The organism is Myxococcales bacterium (assembly GCA_016720545.1).
Classification (GTDB): Bacteria; Myxococcota_A; Polyangia; order Polyangiales; family Polyangiaceae; genus JAAFHV01.
This window is the reverse complement of the sequence record JADKKK010000013.1, coordinates 26,536-47,996: the sequence shown is the minus strand read 5'-3', so window position 1 is coordinate 47,996 and position 21,461 is coordinate 26,536. Positions and strand designations below refer to the sequence as shown.

At 70.9% G+C, this 21,461-nt stretch carries 21 protein-coding genes; 11 read left to right on the top strand and 10 right to left on the bottom strand.

Annotation, left to right across the window (positions count from 1 at the left end):
- Positions 1-132 precede the first annotated feature (132 nt).
- On the top strand, positions 133-288 hold the full coding sequence (locus IPQ09_21760; GenBank protein ID MBL0196801.1) for a hypothetical protein: 156 nt from the start codon (positions 133-135) through the stop codon (positions 286-288).
- 47 nt (positions 289-335) lie between these two features.
- Here the strand turns inward: IPQ09_21760 and IPQ09_21755 are convergent, their stop codons facing one another.
- Positions 336-1,625: an AarF/ABC1/UbiB kinase family protein gene (locus IPQ09_21755; GenBank protein MBL0196800.1), complete on the bottom strand. Its 1,290-nt coding sequence runs from the start codon at positions 1,623-1,625 to the stop codon at positions 336-338.
- A gap of 107 nt (positions 1,626-1,732) precedes the next feature.
- Here IPQ09_21755 and IPQ09_21750 point away from each other — a divergent pair, with 107 nt between their 5' ends.
- Entirely contained in the window at positions 1,733-2,578 is an 846-nt protein-coding gene (locus IPQ09_21750; GenBank protein ID MBL0196799.1) for a hypothetical protein, read from the top strand.
- 42 nt (positions 2,579-2,620) lie between these two features.
- On the opposite strand, the gene IPQ09_21745 is transcribed toward IPQ09_21750, so the two are convergent.
- Positions 2,621-4,036, bottom strand: a complete 1,416-nt coding sequence (locus tag IPQ09_21745; protein MBL0196798.1) for a hypothetical protein — start codon at positions 4,034-4,036, stop codon at positions 2,621-2,623.
- Between the two features lie 186 nt (positions 4,037-4,222).
- Between IPQ09_21745 and IPQ09_21740 the strand changes: the two genes are divergently transcribed.
- From IPQ09_21740 to IPQ09_21730, 3 genes are all read left to right on the top strand, one after another.
- Positions 4,223-5,056 (top strand): NAD(P)-dependent oxidoreductase, encoded by an 834-nt coding sequence (locus IPQ09_21740; protein ID MBL0196797.1) that lies wholly within the window; start codon positions 4,223-4,225, stop codon positions 5,054-5,056.
- 233 nt (positions 5,057-5,289) lie between these two features.
- The gene (locus IPQ09_21735; protein ID MBL0196796.1) at positions 5,290-5,463 is read left to right on the top strand and encodes a hypothetical protein; all 174 of its coding nucleotides are present in this window, start codon (positions 5,290-5,292) and stop codon (positions 5,461-5,463) included.
- A 127-nt stretch (positions 5,464-5,590) separates the two neighbouring features.
- Positions 5,591-6,265 (top strand): lamin tail domain-containing protein, encoded by a 675-nt coding sequence (locus IPQ09_21730; protein ID MBL0196795.1) that lies wholly within the window; start codon positions 5,591-5,593, stop codon positions 6,263-6,265.
- A 31-nt stretch (positions 6,266-6,296) separates the two neighbouring features.
- Here IPQ09_21730 and IPQ09_21725 read toward each other — a convergent pair whose 3' ends face one another.
- From IPQ09_21725 to IPQ09_21705, 5 genes are all read right to left on the bottom strand, one after another.
- The gene (locus tag IPQ09_21725; GenBank protein MBL0196794.1) at positions 6,297-6,608 is read right to left on the bottom strand and encodes a BolA family transcriptional regulator; all 312 of its coding nucleotides are present in this window, start codon (positions 6,606-6,608) and stop codon (positions 6,297-6,299) included.
- A gap of 53 nt (positions 6,609-6,661) precedes the next feature.
- Positions 6,662-7,846, bottom strand: a complete 1,185-nt coding sequence (locus IPQ09_21720; protein ID MBL0196793.1) for a sigma-70 family RNA polymerase sigma factor — start codon at positions 7,844-7,846, stop codon at positions 6,662-6,664.
- 393 nt (positions 7,847-8,239) lie between these two features.
- Positions 8,240-8,986: a leucyl/phenylalanyl-tRNA--protein transferase gene (locus tag IPQ09_21715; GenBank protein ID MBL0196792.1), complete on the bottom strand. Its 747-nt coding sequence runs from the start codon at positions 8,984-8,986 to the stop codon at positions 8,240-8,242.
- 205 nt (positions 8,987-9,191) lie between these two features.
- Positions 9,192-10,094, bottom strand: a complete 903-nt coding sequence (locus IPQ09_21710; GenBank protein ID MBL0196791.1) for a hypothetical protein — start codon at positions 10,092-10,094, stop codon at positions 9,192-9,194.
- 75 nt (positions 10,095-10,169) lie between these two features.
- Positions 10,170-12,254, bottom strand: coding sequence for a hypothetical protein (locus IPQ09_21705; GenBank protein ID MBL0196790.1), 2,085 nt, complete (start codon positions 12,252-12,254; stop codon positions 10,170-10,172).
- A 205-nt stretch (positions 12,255-12,459) separates the two neighbouring features.
- On the opposite strand from IPQ09_21705, the gene IPQ09_21700 reads away from it, so the two are divergent.
- Together IPQ09_21700 and IPQ09_21695 are read left to right on the top strand one after the other, a co-directional pair.
- Positions 12,460-13,263, top strand: a complete 804-nt coding sequence (locus IPQ09_21700) for an acyltransferase family protein (protein MBL0196789.1) — start codon at positions 12,460-12,462, stop codon at positions 13,261-13,263.
- Positions 13,260-14,201, top strand: a complete 942-nt coding sequence (locus IPQ09_21695) for an NAD-dependent epimerase/dehydratase family protein (protein ID MBL0196788.1) — start codon at positions 13,260-13,262, stop codon at positions 14,199-14,201. Before IPQ09_21700 ends, IPQ09_21695 begins: the two co-directional genes overlap by 4 nt.
- A gap of 77 nt (positions 14,202-14,278) precedes the next feature.
- Here the strand turns inward: IPQ09_21695 and IPQ09_21690 are convergent, their stop codons facing one another.
- Positions 14,279-15,328, bottom strand: a complete 1,050-nt coding sequence (locus tag IPQ09_21690) for a hypothetical protein (protein MBL0196787.1) — start codon at positions 15,326-15,328, stop codon at positions 14,279-14,281.
- Between the two features lie 200 nt (positions 15,329-15,528).
- Positions 15,529-16,566, bottom strand: coding sequence for a hypothetical protein (locus IPQ09_21685; GenBank protein MBL0196786.1), 1,038 nt, complete (start codon positions 16,564-16,566; stop codon positions 15,529-15,531).
- A gap of 123 nt (positions 16,567-16,689) precedes the next feature.
- On the opposite strand from IPQ09_21685, the gene IPQ09_21680 reads away from it, so the two are divergent.
- Together IPQ09_21680 and IPQ09_21675 are read left to right on the top strand one after the other, a co-directional pair.
- On the top strand, positions 16,690-18,036 hold the full coding sequence (locus IPQ09_21680) for a VWA domain-containing protein (protein MBL0196785.1): 1,347 nt from the start codon (positions 16,690-16,692) through the stop codon (positions 18,034-18,036).
- A 98-nt stretch (positions 18,037-18,134) separates the two neighbouring features.
- Entirely contained in the window at positions 18,135-18,578 is a 444-nt protein-coding gene (locus IPQ09_21675; protein MBL0196784.1) for a hypothetical protein, read from the top strand.
- Here IPQ09_21675 and IPQ09_21670 read toward each other — a convergent pair.
- A complete protein-coding gene (locus tag IPQ09_21670; GenBank protein MBL0196783.1) occupies positions 18,535-19,476 on the bottom strand; it encodes a LysR family transcriptional regulator in 942 nt (313 codons plus the stop codon). The two genes, IPQ09_21675 and IPQ09_21670, sit on opposite strands and share 44 nt — an antisense overlap.
- A 73-nt stretch (positions 19,477-19,549) precedes the next feature.
- Here IPQ09_21670 and IPQ09_21665 point away from each other — a divergent pair, with 73 nt between their 5' ends.
- Both IPQ09_21665 and IPQ09_21660 read left to right on the top strand, forming a co-directional pair.
- Positions 19,550-20,263, top strand: coding sequence for a TSUP family transporter (locus IPQ09_21665; protein MBL0196782.1), 714 nt, complete (start codon positions 19,550-19,552; stop codon positions 20,261-20,263).
- Positions 20,264-20,338: 75 nt separating this feature from the next.
- Positions 20,339-21,340 carry a serine/threonine protein kinase gene (locus IPQ09_21660; protein ID MBL0196781.1) on the top strand — a complete coding sequence of 334 codons (1,002 nt, stop codon included), beginning with the start codon at positions 20,339-20,341 and terminating at the stop codon, positions 21,338-21,340.
- Positions 21,341-21,461: the final 121 nt, after the last annotated feature.

The window sequence follows — 21,461 nt, the reverse complement described above, 5'->3', positions numbered from 1 at the left end:
CCGGCGCGGCGCCGGCGGGCGGGTGCGAAGCGAAGCCGCGTCATGGGCCCCGCGCCGCGAACGCGGGGTTGCGACCGCGAGGTCAACCCCGCGGAATCACGCACGGCACGACCATTGCTTACTGCTAAGGCCATGACCCAGACCTCGAAGCAAGAATCGAAGGACCTCCCCGTTCACCAAGAAAATCAACGCGTTGCGCAACGGCATGATGACGTCGTGCGTCTACTCTCCTCGGACGAGCTCGCCGAGGCCTCCGACTTCTACGATCGCGTGCCCTGCACCGACTGACCGCCGTGTAGCGCGCGCTGAGCGCTTCGATTTCCCGCGCGCTCCGGTCACTCGGGGATCGCCGCGGGGAGGAACGAAGCCTCCACGCGGCGGTAGTCGACCTCGACGTCGAGCCGCGCGAGCACGGAATAGAAGCCGAACTGGAGGCGGTTCATGAAGAGCATCTCGCGCGGCATCGTGAACACCTCGCTGTCCTTGGCCCCGCGCACGCTCTTGCCGAGCGCGTGCATCTCGGTGACGAGCGCCGCCGCGTAGCCGCGCGTGAGGCGGTACGGAGAGTCAAAGAGGGGCTCGAAGCACCGTCGTGAGTAGGCGATCGACAGGTCCTCCATGAGGCCGGGGCGCGAAGCGAGCAGCTCCCGCGCGCACCGCCGGAAGCCCGCCTCGTCGCCCGCGCACGCCGCCTGGTGGAGAGCGACGGCGCGCGCGCGCATGGGCGGCGGGATGACCTGCACGCAGCCGTAGTCGAGGAATGTGATCGCGCCGTCATCGTGGAACACGTAGTTGCCCGGGTGCGGGTCTGCGTTGAACATTCCGCCGGCCAGGTTTCCCTTGAAGACGAAGCGCCACAGCGTCTCCGCCCACGCGCGGCGCGCCTCGACCGGCGCGTCACAGGCGTCTTCGAAGGAGCCCCCGGTCACGAGCTCGGTGGTGAGCACGCTCTGCCGCGAGCGCTCGGGCACGAGGACGGGCACCTTCACACGCGGATCGCCGTCGTGGACCGCCGCGAAGTGCGCGATACGGCTCGCCTCCAGCTCGTAGTCCAGCTCCTCGCGGAAGCGTTCGCGGAGCGTCTCGAGGTGCCCGCGCGAGTCGAACCGCCGCGCGCCGCCGAGCGCGGCGAACGTCTCGAGCACGCCGGCGCTCGCCAGATCGCTCTCGACCGCCTGGCGCACGTTGGGGTGCTGCACCTTGACCGCGACCACTCGCCCGTCGTGGAGCGTCGCGCGGTGGACCTGCCCGATCGACGCGCTGGCGATCGGCGTATCCTCCCAGGCCGCGAAGAGCCGGTCGATCGGCGCGTCGAGCTCGGCCTCGACCACCCCGCGGATCTCCGCGGCCGACGAGCGGGGAGCCTGCGATCTCAGCGCGCGGAGCGAGGCCTCGTAGGCGTCGCGCTGCCCCTCGGGGACCAGGCCGTCCACATAGCTCGCCATTTGTCCCACCTTGGCGGCGAGCCCGCGGAGGTTGCCCAGCACCTCGGCGGCCTTCTCGGCGGCCCCCGCGCCGTCGTCGCCCCGCAGCGCGCTGGCGCCGGTCCGCACGCCCAGGCTCGCGAGCCGTGCGAGTCGAGAGAGCCGCGATCCTGGGAGTTTGGCTGGTTTTTCGGCGCTCACGGTCTTCCCTTGGGTCGCCGGGTCGGGGCGGCCTCTCCCAGAGGGTAGCGTGTCTCGCGCGCGCCGCGGGGTTCCTCGTGGCCGGCCGCGTGTGCTACGCCAGAGCCGTGAACGAGAGCGCCAACGACCCGGTGATCGAACGCCTGATTGCGCTGGTCCGTCGTGAGCTGGGGGCCGACGACGTGCGCGTGCTCGACGTCGCCGCCGCCGAGCCCGAAGCTCCCAACGCCCTCGTGACCACGCTCCCGGACGGCCGACACCTCGTCGCTTCGTTCGTGGTGGTGCCGCACGACCGCGCGGCGCTCGCGCGGCGGCTCGACATGCTCGCGAGCACGTTCGCCGCGTCCCTCGAGCACCTGCCCGCGACAGGGGGGCGCGCGCCGGTGTCGCTGCCCGACGAGCTGCGCGCGCTGGCCACGCGGTCGGCCGCGCTCGACGTCCTGGTGATCGACGCCCGGTCGCCGGTGGTGTGGGCGAGCGCCCTCGCGAGGGAGAGCGCGCCGCGGGCCGATCTCTCCCGCCGCCAGCTCATCGACCCGGACACCCTCGCCGCCGACAACACCGACGTCGTGTTCGCGATCGAGCGCTCGGCGGCCCGAGAGCGCGGCGCGGCCGGGCTCGACCCCAGCGAAGACACCCGCCGCCTCGAGGTCGGCGGTCGCGCCGTCGACCGCGCGCGGCTGCTGGCGGAGACCGCCCAGGTGAACCGAGGGCACCACCTCCGCCACGTCGAGTCCACGGAGGAGCACGGGCTCTATGTGGTCTCCTTCCTTGGCATCTACCTCTTGGTGCTCGCCTTCGACGGGCCCTTCGACGAGCTGCGCGCGGAGCGGTCGGCCTCAGAGGCGCTCCCGGTCATCGAGCGGCTCGTCGAGGTCCTGCCACCGCACGATCCCGAGCCGGAGCCGATGGGCGGCGTCGGCAGCGTCATCTCGTTCCGCCGCCGCCGCTGATCCCGCGAGGACCTGCCGCCGCCGTTCACTTCGCGGCTGCCGTCACCACGGGAACCACTCGCGCGGGACGCGCTGCCACGCGGTCGGGCGGCGCGCATCGCCCTCGGGGAGGACGAGCGAGCCCACGAACTCGGCGTGCTCGTAGACGCTGCCGATCGACCGCGAGATGCTGTCGAGATCGGTGTCGCTCACGACGCCGTTGCTGGTGGCCTTGTAAAACTGCACCGTGATGCGGATCGGGAAGCGGGTGTCACGCTCGAGGCGCAGACCCCGACCCTCGTTGTAGGGGCCGAGGTTGGGCCCGTGGCCGAGCACGGCCTGCTCGACGTCGCTGCGGCGCTCCGCACCGTCCGCGGAGGCACCCTTCGCAGGCGCCGCGGCGGCAGGCGCGGCCCCGCCGCCCATCGCACCCAGGCCGCCCGTGCCGGGCGGGCCCCAGGCTCGCCGTGGCTGCGCGTGCACGAGCGGCACCTGCACGAGGAAGAGCACGTCGGCGCCCTTCGCGAGGGCGGACTTGTCGTCTTCGGTCTTCGGGCCGCCCTGCGCGGCGATGCGCTGCGCGACGTCGGACTTGCGCTCGGCGGTGAAGGCCGCGCGCTGGCCAAGGTTGTTGAAGTAGAGTTCTTGCCCCCAGCCGGCCGCGGTCGAGTCCTCCGGTCGGTTCTCGATGACGCTCACGCTCGTGCCCTGCCGGGTGACGAGGAGCGTCAGCACCGCCGGCGCGCCCATGGACGACTGGTAGTTGAAGAGCACGGGGTTGAACTCGGCCTTCCCCGTCTTGGGGATGGGGAGGAACACGGCCTGGGCGCTCACGAGGAAGTGAGAGTCGCGCCCCGCGAGCAGGTTCCCGCTCCCCTGGAGGCTCGACGGCATGCTCACGAAGCCGCGGAGGTTCTGGAGCACCTCGCGAAGGGGCACGCTCGCGAGCGTCCCGGCCTTCTCGTTGCCCACCCGCACGAAGAACTTGTCGGCGGGCACGTCGCCCGTGCGGTCGGAGAAGTTCGGGAACCGGACCACCGGCATCACGGCGCCGCCGAACCCGCCCCGCGCGTCGCGCGTGCGGACTTGGAGTGATAGATCGGAGATATTGGGGCCGACCGACGATCCCACGGATCGCCCCGTGTCCTCCCAGGCGACGTTCACGACCGAGAGTCCGCGCCGCGCGACCCGCGCGCGCAGGTCCGAGTCGTTCGGCATCGCGACCACCTTCTGGATCGTCGCGGAGAGCTCCTCCTCCGAGGTGCGGTCGCGAATGCCCCACTCGCCGGGCTCCGCGGTCGGGGTGCCCGTCGCGAGCGGGAGCGGGTTATTGCCCGCGGTCGCGCTCGTGGTGGCGGTGTTCGTGGTGGGCGCGGGCGGCGCCTGCACGACGATGATCCGCTCGCCGCACCCGGGGAGCGCGGCGGACGCGAGCGTGGCGGTGGCGGCGAGGAGGGTGGCGAGACCGGCGTATTTCATCGAAGTCCTTGGGGGCGCGCGAGCGCGGAGCGCGCGATCGTGCGGGCGGGTGGGGTAGGCGGTGGGCGAAGGCTCGAGGCGCGAGGGCGCGCCGCTCGGGGCGGCGGCGGGAGTGTCCGTCAAACGCGCGGGCGAGTGGAAGGATCTGACGTTGACCCCACCTCGGCTCAGGTGTTCACTTCGGCCATGTCCAACTCCGCCACCTCCCTCAAGGGCAAGACGCTCTTCATCACCGGCGCGAGCCGCGGCATCGGCAAGGCGATCGGGCTCCGCGCGGCGCGCGACGGCGCGAACGTGGTCATCGCCGCCAAGACCGCGGAGCCCCACCCGAAGCTGCCCGGCACCGTCTACACGGCGGCCCAGGAGATGGAGAAGGCCGGTGGCAAGGCGCTCGCCTGCCTGGTCGACGTGCGCGACGAGGCGCAAATTGCGGAGGCGGTGCAGAAGGCCGTCGACACCTTCGGGGGCATCGACATCCTCGTGAACAACGCGAGCGCCATCAGCCTCACCGGCACCCTCGAGACGCCCATGAAGCGCTTCGACCTCATGCACGGGGTGAACACTCGCGGCACGTTCGCCTGCTCGCAGGCCTGCATTCCCCACCTCGCCAAGGCCGAGAACCCGCACATCCTGAACTTGTCGCCTCCGCTCAACATGGAGGCCAAGTGGTTCGCGCCGCACGTGGCGTACACGATGGCGAAGTTCGGCATGAGCCTCTGCGTCCTCGGCATGGCCGAGGAGCTCCGTGGCAAGCGCATCGCCGTGAACGCGCTCTGGCCTCGCACGGTGATCGCGACCGCGGCGGTTCAGAACCTGCTCGGCGGCGACGACACGATGCGCGGCAGCCGCACGGCGGAGATCATGGCCGACGCGGCGCACGTCATTCTCACTCGAAAGAGCACCGACTTCAGCGTCCAGTTCTTCGTCGACGACGACGTGCTCGCCTCCGTAGGGATCACCGATCTCTCGAAGTACGCGTCGGTGCCCGGCGCCGAGCTCATTCCCGATTTCTTCGTCTAGATCAGCGGCCCAATCGTCGCCCAAGACGCGGCCCGAGCTCGCCGCCGCCGCGCGCGGCATGCTCTCCTCTCGCGCGCGCCGAGGCGGTCCGCCGTGAGCTGGCGCGGCAGGTACGACATCCCCGCCCTAAAACGACCCCCCGGCCGAAATACTCCTTGAAGCTCGTTGTTCTTGAGGGAAGATGCCTCTCGCTGAGGCTGCACCTGACGATTCCACACAAGGATCCCTGACCCATGATGCGCACCAACCAAGACCCCGCGACCGGCGAGGGCTCGCGCGAGCGGCGCGGAGGCACCGCCGAACCCGGGGGCGATCTCGATCGGCGAGGCTTGCACCTCGCGTTCACCGACGCGCTGCGTGACATCCTTCGGTGGGAAGCCACCCGCACCCGCGCCGCTCGCCACTGAGCGCGAGCCCTGCTACAGAGGCCCCATGCGTGGTTTTCCGGGCGAACGCCCCCTCGCTGTCTGGGCAAGAGCAGGCGTAGCCGCCTTCGCAGGGGTCGTCTCGGTCGCGGGCTGCGCCGTGGGTATCGTGGACGACTCTCCTCCCGACGGCCCCAGCGAGGTTGACGGCGCGGTCCCCACGGAGGCGGGCACCGGCACGGACACGGGCGCGCTGCCCGACGCCCGCGTCGACGCCGCGGTGAAGGACGTAGTCGCGCCGCCTCCGGACGTGGTGCTCCCGGTCGATACGGGCCCGCCGCCGGACGCCGGTGGCTGCACGAACAAGATCGTCATCAACGAAGTCCAGACCGAGGGGACGGCCGCGGACAACGAGTTCGTGGAGCTCTTCAACCCTACGCCCTGCGAGGTGCTCCTCGAGGGCTGGTCGCTCAAGTACAGCGCGGTCAGCGGCAACACGCCCTCCACCTTCTTCACCGGCCTCTCCAGCCACAAGTTGCTGTCCGGTGGCTACTTCGTCGTGGCGCACACGTCCTTCTCCGGGGCGAAGAACGCGACCTACTCGGCCGGCAAGCTCGCCGCCGACGACGGTCAGGTAGGGCTGTTCGACAAGCTCGACGACAAGGTCGACGCGGTCGGCTACGGCACCATCGCGGCGGGCAACCGCGTGCTCACGGAGTCCAACCCAGCGCCGAGCCCTGGCGGCACGGGCAAGTCGGTGCAGCGCGTGCCGAACGGCGCCGACACGAACAACAACCAGGCCGATTTTCGCTCGGCCAACTCCACGCCAAACGCGGCTAATTAGCTGAAGTTAAAGAGAAAACCTGGCCGGCGACTCACTCCTTCGTCGCGCCGGCGCAGGGCGGCGACGCGAGCGCGATGGGGCTCGCGGACCACTCCGCGGGTGTACGCGCGGTGATGGTGAGCGCGTGGAGGCCGCTCTGGAGCTCTGCTTTGAGCGCGCCGTACACGAGCTGGTGGCGCTGGACGCCGCTCTTGGCCGCGAACGCGGGCGCCACGACCACCACCTTGAAGTGGGACTCGGCGCCCGGCTTCACGGCGTGGTTGTGGCTCTCGTCGATGACCTCGAGGTGGGTCGGGCCGAACGCCTGGGTCAGCGTGGTCTCGATGCGTGTGCGCCGCTGCATGCGCCCATTCTAGCACGCACTGGCGCCCGCCCCGCGCCCGCCCGCGCCCGGCCTCAGCTGTCGAGGTAGGTGCGCAGGCGGCGGTGCTCGGACGGCAGGCGGAGCTTGCGCAGGGCCTTGGTCTCGATCTGGCGGATTCGCTCGCGCGTGAGGGCGAACGACTCGCCGACCTCCTCGAGGGTGTGATCGCGCGGCTCGTCGATGCCGAAGCGGAGACGAAGGATCTTCTCCTCGCGAGGCGTAAGCGTCTTCAGGAGCTGCCGAGTCTGCTCGTGAAAGCGCATCCTGGCGTACGCGTCGTCGGGGGAGTGGGTGCCGTCGTCCGCGATGAACTCGCCCACGCTCGCCTCGCCCTCGGCCCCGACCGGGGTCTCGAGGCTGATGGGTTCCCGGGCGATGCGGAGCACCGCGCGCACCTTGTCGAGCGGCAGCCCCGTGCTCTCGGAGAGCTCCTCCGGGGTGGCCTCACGGCCGTACTCCTGGAGCAGCGATCGGCTCGTGCGAGTGAGCTTCTGCAGGTTCTCGAACATGTGAACCGGCACTCGGATGGTGCGGCCCTGGTCGGCGATGGCCCGCGAGATCGACTGGCGCACCCACCACGTGGCGTACGTGGAGAACTTGTAGCCGCGCTTGTACTCGAACTTGTCGACCGCGCGCATGAGGCCGATGTTGCCCTCCTGCACCAGATCGAGGAGCTGCAGCCCGCGGCTCGTGTGCTTCTTGGCGAGCGAGACCACGAGGCGCAGGTTCGCCTCGACGAGCTGGCCCTTCGCGAGCTCCGCCTTTCGCCGGCTCGCGCTGAGGTCGGCGAGCGTGCGGCGGAGCTGCTTCTTCGCGGTGGCCGAGCCGGTGCCCTGGACGAGCGCGCGCAGTCGCCGAGCGATTCGGGCGACGACGGTCTGGTCGAGGCGCACGGTCTGGAGGGCGACGAGCACCTTCGCGCGCGCCTTGGCGAGCTCGCCGCGGCCCGAGTTCACGTAGAGGTCGAGGAACGGTCGCTCGAGCAGCCGCGCCGTGCGCTTGATGGCGGCGTCGTCGAAGGCCTCTTCCTCCTCCACGTTGCGGAGCACGTCGCGCAGCTTGAGGCGACCCTTCTCCAACGACTGGCCGATCGCCGCGAGCTCGCGCGAGGCGGCCTCCGAGTCGAGGATGGACTCCACGGTGGACCGCTCGCCCTCTTCGATCTGCATCGCGAGCTCGACCTCGCCCTCGCGGGTGAGGAGAGGGACCCTCGCCATGCGACGAAAGTAGAGATCGACGGCCTCGGCGCCCTCGCTCGGTGAGGGCGGGGCAGAGATGGTGGTGGTGGACATGACGGAGGCTTTCTGCTGCTTTTTCAAGTCGTTACTCCACGAGCGAGCGGGGAGGTGCCCGGGTCTTGCGAGAGAGAACCCGGGGCCGCCCACCCATCTTGGGCCAATCGTGCGGAGAGGCCAGGACGCCAAGACCGCTTCGGACCATAACCACGTTTGAACAACGCGCTCGATCTGCCGAACCTTCCCGGAATCGTGCGCACGACCTCGGCCTGCCTCGAGCGCGCCCGTGCTCGCTCCGATGCACGAAACGCCGCGTACGTTCGCCTCCATCGCGCGGCCGCACGAAACTGTGACGCGGAGGGCGCCAGGGCGTGGCTACGTGCGCGGCAAGGGCCCGGCGAGCTTGGCTGTCTGCTCGCGCGCCATGGCGAGCCGGTCGAGGTACGTGCTGCGGGGGATCTCCTCGCAGCCGAGCGACGCGAGGTGGGGGTTCATGACTTGCACGTCGAACAGCGTGAATCCGCCGGCGCGGAGCAGCTCTACCAGGCTGGCGAACGCGAGCTTGGAGCAGTCGGTCTCCCGGTGGAACATCGACTCGCCGGCGAACGCGCCCCCGATCGCGATGCCGTAAATGCCTCCCACGAGCCGCCGCGGCGTCACGCGCGTGTCCCATACCTCGACGCTATGGGCCCAGCCGAGCTCGTGGAGGCGCACGTAGCCCTCGAGGAGCGCCGGGGTGATCCAGGTGCCGGTCTCGGCGCGGGTCTCGCCGCACGCGCCGATCGTCTCCCGGAAGGCCTCGTCCAGTGTCACCAAGTAAGGGTGGTGGCGGAGGGTTCGGCGCAGGCTCCGCGACCAGTGCGGCGGACGGTCGAGCGGGAAAATCGCGCGAGGGTTCGGCGAGAACCAGAGCACCATCGGATCGCCGGTGGGGGAGGTGTGCGGCCACGGAAACACGCCGCTCCGGTACGCGTGCAACACCGTAAATGGTCGAAAGTCTTCGCCTATCGCTGCGACCTCGCGTCGCCCCAGCCGGCGGGGATCCGGGAACGCGATGGCGGTTCGCTCCGGCTCGACGGGCGGGTACGGAGGCGTGGGGGACACGGGCCTGAGGAGTAGCACGGCTCCACGGGCAAGCTCGAAGGGCCGAGTGGGGACCGGCTCGCAGCCGCGAGACCTCCTCCGCCCGCCCCTCGGCTAAGCGGCTGGCGCGGTGGTCTCACGCTCGCGGTCCGGCCCCCACTCGGGCCCTCGCGGCATGTCCTACGCCACCGCGCCGCGGGCCTTCCCCGGCCGCGACGATTTTTTCTGAGGTCGCGCGTGAGCTCTAGCGCGTGAGCCCGGGAAAAAGCGCGAGCTCCTGCGGTGCGGTGCCTACGGAGGGCCTCGACAGCGGGTCCCACTCGGGCGAGAGCGAGGCGGACTTCGAGAACGGCGCGAGGTCGGCCCCGAGCCCGACCATGGCCGCGCCGGACTCCCGGACGACCGAGATGCTCGCGAGGAGGCCTTTCTTCACGAGGCCGAGATGGGTCACGACCTTCGGGTTCGTGAGCGAAGCCGGCGCACCGGCCACGAGCTTCTCGCCGGCGGTGACGAGGCTGGCGGACTTCGCCGCCATCTGGGGGACCAGCGTACCGAGGACGACGCTCATGTCGGCGAGGCCCGTGAGCTTGGTCTTGGCCTGCGGGTTCATTCCGCTCGCCTTCGAGACGGCCGCTTTCAGATCGGCCCCCGGCGAGAGCTTCTCCTTCGTGGCGCGTCCCGCGAACTGCCGCATGTGAGAGGTCGTCTGGGTGGCCTGCCAGGTGAGCGCGTGGAGCTCCTGGGCGGTGCGGAAGAACTCGTCGTACGACTCCACCCCGAGCCGCACGTACTCGAAATCCTCCTTCTCGCCGCTCTCGGTCTTGGCGCCCAGGAGGAAGTTCGTGTCGGCGCTGGCCTCGAAGCGCTCGAGCCCGGGCCCGAGGTCGCGGAGCTTCACCTTGCCGGGTGGGGGCACGTCGGTGAGCTGCTTGGCGAGCTTGGTCGTGAGGTGTCCCAGTTCTGCGCCGGCCCTCGCGAGCTCACCCGGGAGCTGGTCGAGCGTGCCCTCCCAGTCGCGGCTCGTGTGCTCGAGCTTTCCGTCGGCGCCCACCATCGTGGTCTCGGTGTGCATATGAACGGGGATCGCGGCGCAGCCGAGCGCGCTGGTCGCGAGGACGATCGGGGCGAAGAGCTTCACGGCACGCATGGGGAGAGTCTACCCAAGAACCGCTCCGCGAAGCGCGGGGAGTGTGCACTTCGCCGCCGATCGCAGCGTGAGCGCTCAGCGCCTCAGCGAGTAGACGAAGCTCGGCTTCGGCTCGCGCAGGGCGCGCTCCGCGATGATGGCGTGGAGCGGGATCGCGGGGCCGCGGAACGGCCCGGCGTGCTGACGCACGAGGCGCTCTCCCGCGGCCTTGTCGCCCCGGGCCTTCACGCCCGCCACTTCGCGCATGAGGGCGAGCGCGGCGTCGGGGAACTTCTTGAGATCGATGGAGAAACAGCCGGTGTCTTTGCCGTTTGCCGCGGGCTCGGCGGGGTTCCAGGTGACCGCCTTCTTGCTCATGAGGACGCCGAGCTGGATGGCCGCGAGCTGGCTGTAGTTCTTGGGGTGCCCGTCGTCCGTGTACATGCCGCGCGAGATGTGGCCGAAGGCCCAGGCGATGTCGCGGACGTGCGCGCGATCGGCCTCCGCGCGGGTGATCTTGCCCTTCGTGACGAGCCAGTCTGTGAAGTAGAGGGCCGCGCTCTGCGCCTTCAGCTCCTCGAGCGTGCTGGCGAGCGGACCGCCGAACTGGTCGCGGTCGATCTTGCCGTTCACCTTGTATTGGTGCGCCGGGCCGAGGTTGTGGGCGGCCTCGTGGAGCACCGTGCTCATGAGCTGCGGCTCGGGGTCGGTGGTGTACGTGGGCGTCACCGACTTGCAGAACAGCGACTCCGCCACGGCGCGCTGCGCCGCGACGCTGTCCGGGTCGGTGTAGAAGTTGGTCATCGCGACCGTGCGACCGCGCCCCTCGTTGGCGACGGGCCCGAAGTTCGGCAGCGACTGCCCGATGGTGGCGCCGAAGGGGTTGCGCGAGTCGCCGGCGTTCAGCGCGATGTCGACGAAGTCGGGCAGCTTGAACGACACGGCGCGCGCCTTGTACGGGCGCCCGGCGAGGGCGGCGAGGGCGTTCTCCATCTCGGTCTTGAGCGGATCGAGCTTGTCCTGCCAGGCGATCGACTTTTTGTTGATGAGCCCGAAGCTCACGTGGAAGAGGGCCTTCGTGCTGCACGGCTCGGCGTATACCTCGTCCGGCGCGATGCGCAGGTAGTAGCGCGAGTTCTTCACCCCCATCTTGGCCCAGGCCTCGTCGGCGGTGAACCACGAGCCGTCGTCGAAGGCCTTCGCCTGGGCGTCGAGGTAGGCGCGCAGGCTCGCCTCCTCGGCCCCAAGCGCCGCCGACGCGGCGCGGAGCTCTCGAGATATAATCTTAAAATCATTCGAAAAATGCTGGTGATACGGCACGGCCTTGAGCGCGCCTCCGTCGCCCGCGACGACGACGGTGAACGGATCGACCAGCGCCTTGTCGGCCTTGGCGAGGGCGTCGCAGAACTTCGGCTTGGTGAGCTCGCTCGCGGGGTAGAGGCCCGAGGTCTTCGCCATCGCGCCGCCGGGCAGCGCCGAGCACGCCGGGTCGTTCTGCGTCGCCGGGGCCTCGCAGCGCGGGCCCTGGTTGCGGAAGAAGAGCGCCTGGCTCGCCGTATCGCCCTCGGGCACCTGCGCGCGCTGACCGTAGGTTCCCATCTGCGTCTGGTAGAGGCGCTCGATCACCTCGACCGCGGCGAGCAGATGATCGACGAATGAGGCCTCGCCCGGGCTCACCCCGGACAGGTCGGTGAGCACGAGCGTGGCGCGCCCCTGGGCGAGCTCTTTGACCACGGCGGCGCGGCGGGCGATCTCCGCCGGAGTCGCCGGGGGCTTGCCGAGATCGCCCCCGTGCCGCGCGACGATCTTCGCGTGGACCTCGTGGAAGGCTGGGGTGAACGCGCCGCGCCCGTCGATGTACGTGGCGAGCGACGTGCCCTTGGGTGCGCTCCACAACACGGAGAGCTCGCTCGGGCCGAGGGCGCCGTCGTTGTCGGCGTCGAGCGACCAGTAGAGCGGTAGGTTCAGCTCGACGGCGAGGCGGTTCCAGTCCTTGCGGGGCACGCCCGTGGTCGGGGGCGGCGGCGCGGGCGGCGGCGTAGGTGCAGGCGGCGCAGACGCGGTGATCGACGGCCGCGACGGAGGCGTCACCGGCGGCGGCGCCGCGGGCTCTCCGCAGCCGGCCAGCGAGGCCAGCGAGGCCAGCGAGGCCAGCGAGGCCAGCGAGGCCAGCGAGGCCAGCGCCGTGCGCCCCGCGGCGCTCGGAACCAACGGGGGGACGAGCGAGCGACGTCGTGAGAGCTTCATCGGAGGCCTCCAAGGGGCAGCGCGCGGCCCGGTGCCGACGCGCGACCGCTTGGGCGATACTCGTTTCCGCGCCGCGAGGTCAACCGCCTCGTGTAGGATGCAACGGCCTGCGGGGCGCCCGAAGGGAGGAGGATTCGCCATGTTCGATCGCGAGATTCGTGAGCGCGTGGACCGCCTCGAGCTGCCATGGAGCGAGTTCGACGTGGACCCGTATGGCATCTCCAAACGACACCTCGAGGTGTTCTTCAACCTCCTCGCGCCGCTCTACCGGCACTACTTCGCTGTGGAGGCGCGCGGCGTGGAGAACGTCCCGAAGCGCGGGAGGGCGATGCTCATCGGGAACCACTCGGGCGGCATCGCCATCGACGGCGCGATGGTGATCGCCTCGATGCTGCTCGAGATGAACCCGCCTCGCCTCGCCCAGGGCATGGTCGAGAAGTTCCTGAACCAGGTGCCGCTCGCCTCCCAGTGGTCGAACCGCACCGGTCAGTTCACCGGCCTGCCCGAGCACGCCATCCGCCTCCTGGAGGACGAGCGGCTCCTCATGATCTTCCCCGAGGGCGCGCGGGGCACCGCCAAGCTCTACAAAGAGCGGTACAGCCTCGTGGCGTTCGGCACGGGCTTCATGCGCCTCGCGCTCCGCACGAAGACGCCCATCGTGCCGCTCGCGTTCCTCGGCGGCGGCGACGCGGTGCCCACGATCGCGAACTCGACGACCCTGGGGAAGCTCGTCGGAGCGCCGTACGTGCCGATCACGCCCTATGGCCTCGCGCTGCCTCTGCCGGTCAAGCTCGAGGTCGTGTACGGCGAGCCGATGGTGTTCCAGGGCACCGGAACCGAAGAGGACGTGGTCATCACCGGCTACGTCGAGCGTGTGAAGGCCGAGATAGCCCAGCTCATCGACGACGGGCGCCGTCGTCGGCGCCACGGAGGTGCAGCGTGAAGGTCCTCGTTCCTGGCATTACGGGCGCGATTGGTCGCCGTTTCGCGAGGGGGCTCCTTCGCGCGGGGCACGACGTCATCGGCATCGATCGTCGCCCTTACGGGGCCATCGGCGAAGGGGAAGAGGGCCTCGAGGTCCACCAGGTCGACATCCGCAAGCGCGGCGCAGAAGACGTGTTCCGCCGCGTGCGCCCCGACGCCGTGGTTCACATGGCCACGGTGACGCACCTGCTGCGTCAGAGCGAGGACCGCTACCGCATCAACTTGCAGGGCACTCGCGCCGTCTTCGAGCACTCGGCGGCGTACGGCGTGAAGCACGTGGTCTTCATCGGTCGCCACACGTTCTACGGGGCCGCGCCCGACTCGCCGCTCTACCACGGGGAAGACGAGCCCCCGATGGCGCTCGCGTATTTCCCCGAGCTCGCCGACCTGGTGGCCGCCGATCTCTTCGCTGGCAGCATGCTCTGGCGCCAGCCCACGCTGGCCACCTCGGTGCTTCGCTTCTGCTACACGCTGGGCGACTCCGGCCACGGCACGCTCGCCACGTTCCTGCGCGGCGCGCGCGTGCCGACCGTGCTCGGCTACGATCCGCTGTTCCAGTTCATGCACGAGGACGACGTGGTCAAGGCGCTCATGTCGACCCTCGAGACGCGCGCGCGCGGCGTGTTCAACGTCGCCGGGCCTCCTCCGCTTCCGCTCTCGGTGGTCATCCGCGAGACGGGCCGCCAGGCCTTCCCGGTGCCCGAGGTCGTCTTCACGAGCCTGCTCGGCCGCTTCGGCCTGCCGCGGCTCTCGCGCGGCGCGCTTGGGCACATCAAGTACCCCGTCGTCACCGACGACCGCGCCTTCCGCGCGGCGACGGGCTTCACGCACGACGTCTCCGAGGGCGACGCGATGCGCGAGTTCCGCCGCGCGTTCCCGCCCATGCGGCGCGGCTGAAGCGCGACTCGACGTCGGCGAGCGGCCGCTCGTCAAGTCGTTGAAACTTCACGACATACGGCTCGCGCGAGTGCGACTTACAGCGAGTCGCCGGTCGCGCTCTTCGACTTGGCGAGGAGCTGCTCCGCCTCTCGCTCGTCGGCCGACCGAGAGGACGCCTTCGCGGGCGCGGGCTTCGCGGGGGGCGGCGCCTTCGGCGCGGGCACCGCGACGGCCAGCACGCTCGCGTGGGGCGAGGGCCGGCTCGGCGTCGGCGCGTGCGCCGCGCTGCGGGGCTTCGGCGTGGGGGCGGCGACGGCCACGGCGACGGGCGCGGGAGCCGGGGCGGCGACGGCGACCTGGGCAGGCGCGGCGACGGGGACGGGGACGACCTGGGCAGGCGCGGCGAGGGGGGCCACGCCGATCGGAGTGGCGGCTGCGGGTGCGACGGCGGCGGGTGCGCCGACGGCGGCGGCGACCGTCGGCACCTGAGCCGCGGCTTCGACGGGACGGCGCTGGACGCCGTACATCGCCCCAAGGAACGCGCCCATGAGCACGAGCGTCGCGGCCCACACGAAGCCCGACGCGCGGGGCGCGCTGGGAGGCGCCACGGCGACGTGTTGGTCGCTGCGGTCCGCGACGCCGGCGAGCGAGCTCGGCGGCGCCGGCACGAACGGGGCGAACATGGGCTGGTACCCGGACCGCGCGGCGTCCCACGGGGTGGGAGGGGGCGGCGCGGAGCTCGAGCCGCCGTAGGGGGCCTTGTTCACCGGCGGCGGGGGCGCGGAGGCCGGAGCCGAGACGTACGCGTGGGGCGGCGGCGCGGAGGAGTACGAGCCGGGCGGCGGGTACGAGGGGGGCGGCGGGTACGAGGGGGGCGGCGGGTACGAGGCGGGCGGGTACGAAGCCGGCATCCGCGCGGGCGCGCGGCGAGGCGCGGCGTGCGTGGCGATCACCGGAGAAGGGAAGCTCGGGGCCGGGAAGCGAGGGGTCTCGCGCGGGGACGAGAAATCGCGGTGCGGTACGGGCCGGCGCTTGAACGGGAGGCTCCGGGCGCTGGCGGCGCGCAAGCTCACGTCGGAGACGATCTCGAGCTCACTGGTGCCCAGCTCGACCTCGACCTCGTGTGTGCGCGGCAGCTTCAACACGGTGACCTCACTTTCCTAAACGCAGGAGTGCAGGAAGCGAGCCACGCTTGGGCACGTCCGATCTCGCGGGTTCTCGCCGCGGGGAGCCCGCCGCGCTCGGCCGATCGAGGCTCTCCTGGCGATGCGTGAGGGTCGAACGATCCAGGGTCCTTTCGGCCCACAATGTAGGCAAATTCGCGCAAAAAAGAACCGCCGTGCGCTCAGGGGCGCGAGCCGAGCTCGACGGAGTAGCCGAGCGTCGCCACGGGATCGGCGAGGCCCACGCCGAGGCCGAGGAGCGGTGGGGGCGTGCGGTTCTCCAACACGATGAAGTACTGGCCAGGCGCCACCGGGAAGGTCTGGGTACCCTCGCCCACAGGGAGCTGGCCCTGGTGGAGCGGAGGGATGAACGGCGGCCCGAGCGGCCCGGCCGACTCGTATGCCCGTCGCCACGCGTCGCCCGAGGCGCGATCGACGACGCTGAAGACCAGCGCCGAGCCTTGCAGCCGGCTCCGCAGAGAAAGCGCGAGGCCGTCGCCAGGCACCTCGAACGGCCCGAGGTACTCCCGCGAGAGTGAGCGGATCTCCGTGGTGTCGGACGCGAGCGAGGCGTGGTCTTCGCGCGCCTTGAACAGCCTGGCGGGCCTCGGCGGCTTCGCGGGCGGATCGAGGTGGCCCATCGCGAAGTCGTCGCCGTCCGCCTGGCGCACCACCGTGAAGCCGCGCCCAAGCTCGCCGCTGATGATCCCCTGGCCCAGGAGCGTGGCGACGGTCCCGATCGGCGTCTGCGTGGCGAGGTTCACGACGGGGTTCTCCACGCCGATGATGCGGAAATCGGGCTGCGCGGGGAGGCGCGTGAATTTGCCCCACACGTAGGTGCTGTCGTCGTCGGCCAAAAAGAAATCGGGCGCGAACTCGACCGCCACGGTGGCCTGGAAGCCCACGCGCCGCGCCACCGGGAGGCTCGCGTAGCCCGTGCCCGTGACGCGAAGGAGCAGGGTCCGCCGCTCTTCGTCGACCTGCGCGTCGCACTGGGTGGGAAAGAAGCGCCCTACCGAGGCGGAGCCGAGCGAGCCGAGCTTCAGCGGCGCCCCGCGCTTGAGCACCTCAGGGCACACCCGCGACGCGGCGAACGTGGAGAAGAGCCACCACCGAATCCCCGGGCTCGCGTTGACGGGCCCGCGCAGGCAAGGGCAGCCGACCGCCGAGAACGTGAGGCAGAAGGCGAGCAGGACGAGAAAAGGGAGTCGACGCCGCAAGATAGCGACACTCTAGCAGCAACACGAAGGTTGCCGCGGAGGCCGCTTTCGCGCAGGATCCGGGGATGGCGGCGGCGGCGTCGCTGTCGTCGCCCGGTGTGCTTTCCTTCTTGGAGGCTGGAAATGAAGCGTCTCATGTCTCGCGGGGTTCGCGTGTGGCTCGGCTCCCTCGGCCTCGTTGGCGCCGGCTTGGTCGCGCTCCATTGCAGCAACACGGACGACGAATCGAAATTCCCCGACGCGGGTGGGAACGATCCGTGCGAGGTCGCCTACAAGGGCCTCTGCGGCGTGCCGTGTGAAGCCGACGAGAAGTGTGCGGCGGGCCTCTACTGCCGCGCCGGGAAGTGCCACGCCGACTGCTCCACGACCCCGCGGATCCAGGGCACTTGCCCGGAGGGCATCGCGTGCAGCCCGCGCGGTCGCTGCGGCACCGATCCGAGCGACGCGTCGCTCGTCGATGGCGGCTCGGACGCGAAGAACGACGGCACCTGCGCGGCGATCGACGTCGTGGTCGAGAAGATCGTGCCGACGGTGCTGCTCCTCATCGATCAGTCGAGCAGCATGGAATACGACTTCACGGGTGCAAACTTGATGCCGCCGAACTTCCCCAACTCGCGCTGGGTGAAGCTGCGGGAGTCCCTCATGGATCCCGACGGCGGCATCGTGAAGAAGTACGAGAACGACGTCGAGTTCGGGCTCGCGCTCTACGGGGCCAACAACGGCAACGAGAAGCCGCCGGCGGTCGTCGAGTGCCCCATCATGAAGACCGTCGCGTTCGCGAAGGGAAACCACGCCGCCATCAGCGCCGTGTACTCGCCCGAGCTGCCGATCGACGACACGCCCACCCCCGACGCGGTGCTCGCGGCGGCGGGGCTCGACCCTGCGGGGATCCCCACCGACGGCGGCTTCGCGGCCACGCCGACCGGCCGCCCGAAGATCATCGTGCTCGCGACCGACGGCGAACCCGGGCGCTGCGGCAGCTTCGAGTCGCTCGAGCAGACCGGCGCGCCCGCGTCGCAGCAGGCCGTCGTCGACGCCGTCACTTCGGCGTATCGCGCGGGCATCAAGACCTTCGTCATCACCGTGGGCGACTCGGTGTCCGAGTCGCACCAGCAGAAGGTCGCGAACGCGGGCTTCGGCTACTTCCCCGGGGGCGCCGACGCCGGCCCCGACGCCCAGGCGCCGCTCGTGCGGACCACTTCGCAGGCGCAGCTCGCGGCGGCGTTCGACTCTATCATCTTCGGCGTGCGCAGCTGCTCGTTCAAGCTCGCGGGCGCGGTCGTCCCGGGCACCGAGAGCCAGGGCGAAGTGAAGGTGAATGGCGCGCCGGTCACGCTCAACAACCCAGACGGCTGGAAGCTCAACTCGCCCACCGAGATCGAGTTCGTCGGCGGCGCGTGCAACACCATCAAGACCACCGACGCGAAGGTCTCGGTGCGGTTCCCGTGCGGCTCTTTCATCCCGCGCTGAGCCACTTCGGTGGAGCGCACGCCAGACCAGTGGAAATGGCAGAGGTGCCGCCCAAAAGGGGGTAGCCTCTGTTTCGGAGGGTGCTGATGAACGGAACGATGAGCAAGACGATCGCGCTGCTGGTGCTCGGGGCGATGAGCCTCGGCGGCGGGACGGGGTGCAAGAAGCAGGTGCCCACGGACATCGTGCAGAAGTCGCTGACGAACGCGCTTCGACACGCGCCCGCGACCGCTTCGGCGATGTGCGGCGTCAACGCCAAGGGCGTCACCGGCACGGTGATCACCGTGAAGACCCGCGGCGAGAACAACACCGGCGTGGCCCACGTGAAGGGCTCGTCGATGTTCGCCACCGGCGGCATCAAGTCGTGCGAGGGCGACGTGGAGTTCGCCTACTCCTCCACCTCGAAGACGACCGGCCCGAGCCGCAGGCGCCGCACGACGACGACCTGGTACCTCGATCACATGAAGCTCGTCGCCGTGCAGACCCCCGGCGTGACCCTCAAGGGTGCGGCCGACGAGAGCGTGGACGACGACGACGACTGAGCTCCGTCGCGGCGGTCGCCGGCGCGGTCACCGGGGCGGGGCGCCGCGCCAGCAGCAGCTCGCGGAGGGCCGCCGCCGCCGGCGGGAGGCGTGACAGCCCTCGGTGGGCGATCACGAGCGACCGCTTGCGCGGCGTGAGCGGGCTCGGCACGAGGACCAGGTCGCCCCGCGCGAGATCGCGGAGCGCCGCGCGGCGGCTCACGAGGCCGAGCCCCATGCCCGCGCGCACGTTCGCCTTCACCGCGGCGATGCTCGCGATCTCCATCGCGATGGTCGCGCCCGGGAACAGCTCGTCGAGCGCGGCTCGCGCGTGTGCGCCCCGCGGGAACGTCACGAAGGGCGTGCGCTCGGGCGAGGCGTCGACGAGCTCGGGCGCCCGCACGAGCACGAGCTCGTCTTCGCAGAAGAGGTCGTCGCCCGCCTCGTGACGGGTCGCGCCGGCGCTCGGCGAGCGCGAGACCACCGCGAGGTCGAACTCGCCCGCCGCGAGGCCGAGCGCGAGGTCGGGGTGCGTCGCCTCGCGCAGCACGATGGCGACGCGCGGGTAGCGTCGGCGAAATTCCGCGAGGATGGGCGGCAGGAAGTAGGCGCAGGCCGTGGCGCCGGCCCCGAGGCGCACCTCCCCCGCGGCGAGGCCCGCGACCTCTTCGACGGCGCGGAGCCCATCGCGCGCGGAGGTGAGCGCCGCGCGCGCGTGGGGGAGCAGCGCGCTGCCCGCCGCGGTGAGCGCCACGCGCGGCCGTGAGCGCACCACGAGCGTCGCCCCGACGAGGGCCTCGAGGCGCTTCAGCGCCGACGTGAGCGCAGGCTGGGTCACGTGAGCGCGCCGCGCGGCCGCGGTGATGGTGCCCTCCTCCGCGACGAATACGAAGGTCTGGAGCAGCTCGAACATAAACACGGTCTATGCTGAACCATAAAAGAATCAATGGGACGAATGCCCCCGTTGGCTCCAAAGTGCCCTCATGGTTCCGATGGCAGCCGCGCTCCTCGTTCCGCTCGGGTTCGTCGGTGGCGTCGTCACGACCCTCGCCGGGCAAGGCGGCGGCCTGTTGCTCGTCCTCGCGCTGAGCTCGGTCGTGGGCCCCCACGGCGCGCTCGCGCTCACGACCCCGGCGCTGCTCTTTGGGAACATGCACCGCGCTTGGCTCTGCCGTCGGGTGGTCGCCCACCGCTTGGCTGCGACTTTGGTCCTCGGCGTCGTGCCGGGCGCCTACTTAGGGGGGCGCTTCGCGGGGGCCGCCCCCGCGTGGCTGCTCTCGGGGGCCCTCGTGCTCGTCACGGCGCTCGCGGTGTTGAAGGCGGCAGGGTGGCTCAAGGCGAGCGTGCCCCACCGGGCGCTCGCGCCTGCGGCCGCGGTCATCGGGGCGCTCGCGGGCACCTCGGGCGGCGCCGGCCTGCTCCTCGGGCCCCTGGTGCACTCGACCGGCCTCCGCGGGGCGGCGTTCGTCGGCACCGTCGCGGCGATCGCGACGGCGCTCCACGCCGCGCGGCTCGTCGCCTACGGGTCGTCGGGCATGCTCACGGGCGCGCAGGTGCCCCTCGCCGCGCTGCTCGCCGTGGGGATCTTCGCGGGGAACCTCGCCGCCGACCGGCTCCGCTCCCGGCTCGGCGATCGGGTGACGGCGCGCCTCGAGCTCGGGACCCTCGTGGGGTGCGCCGCGCTCGCGCTCGCCGGCGTGACCTGAGGCGCGCGTTGCGCTCGCGGGCGTCCGCCCGTACCCTCATCCGCCGCGGGGCGCGAGGCGCCTTCGCGCCGCCCCATGCACCCCGGAACCCTACGAGATCTCGCTGTCGCGCGGGTCGGTCGAGCCTACGCTGGCAAGTGGACCATCGAGTCGCTCATCGACATGGGCGGGATGGCGGCCGTCTATGCGGGCACCCACCGCAACGGCAAGCGCGTGGCGTTGAAGGTGCTGCACGAACACATCGCGAAGGACCCCGATCTGCGCGCGCGCTTTCTCCGGGAAGGCTACGTCGCGAACCTGATCGAGCACCCCGGCGCCGTGCAGATCCTCGACGACCACGACGACCCCGTGCACAACGAGGTCCTGCTCGTGATGGAGCTGCTCGAGGGCCAGTCGATCGATCGATGGCTCAAGGGGTCGGGTGGGACCATGCCCATGACCGACGCGCTCGCCGTGGGCTTCCAGGTGCTCGACGTGCTCGAGGCGTTCCACGAGGCCGGCGTCGTCCACCGCGACATCAAGCCGGGCAACCTGTTCGTCACGCGGGCGGGAGTAGTCAAGGTGCTTGACTTCGGCCTCGCGCGACTGAAGGATCGCTCGCTCGGCAAGGCGACGGGCGTGGGCACCGTACTCGGCACGGCTTCGTACATTCCCCCCGAGCAGGCGCAGGGGCTGCCGGATCGCATCGACGCGCGGAGCGATCTGTTCGCGGTCGGCGCGGTCCTCTTCCACATGCTCTCGGGCTTCGTCGTGCACGAGGGCCGCAGCTCGGTCGATCGCCTGTTCTCCGCGATGCGGACGCCCCCGCGGCCCTTGCTGTCGCTCGCCCCTCGCGTGCCTCCCGAGATCGGCGACGTCGTCGACAAGGCGCTGTCGTTCGAGCGAGACGGGCGGTACGACTCTGCCCGCGAGATGCGCGACGCCCTCCGCGCGGCGTACCTCGCGGTCTTCCGCGCGCCGGTGGCGCGCCCGGTCGCGCACTCGAAGCTCGAGGGGTTCGACGAGGCGTTCGCCGAGCCGAGCGCCGTCGTCGAGGTGAGCTTCGGTCCTCCGCCTACGACGCGCCCGGAGCGGTAGCCCCGCGGAGTCTCGCCTACCCCTTGGTTCGCCCTCTCGGGGCTCGTTCAGCTTCGGTGGGCGGGCTTCGAAAACGAAACCCCGCTCGCGTTGGGGGCCTCGCAACCTGCTGCAATCGCGG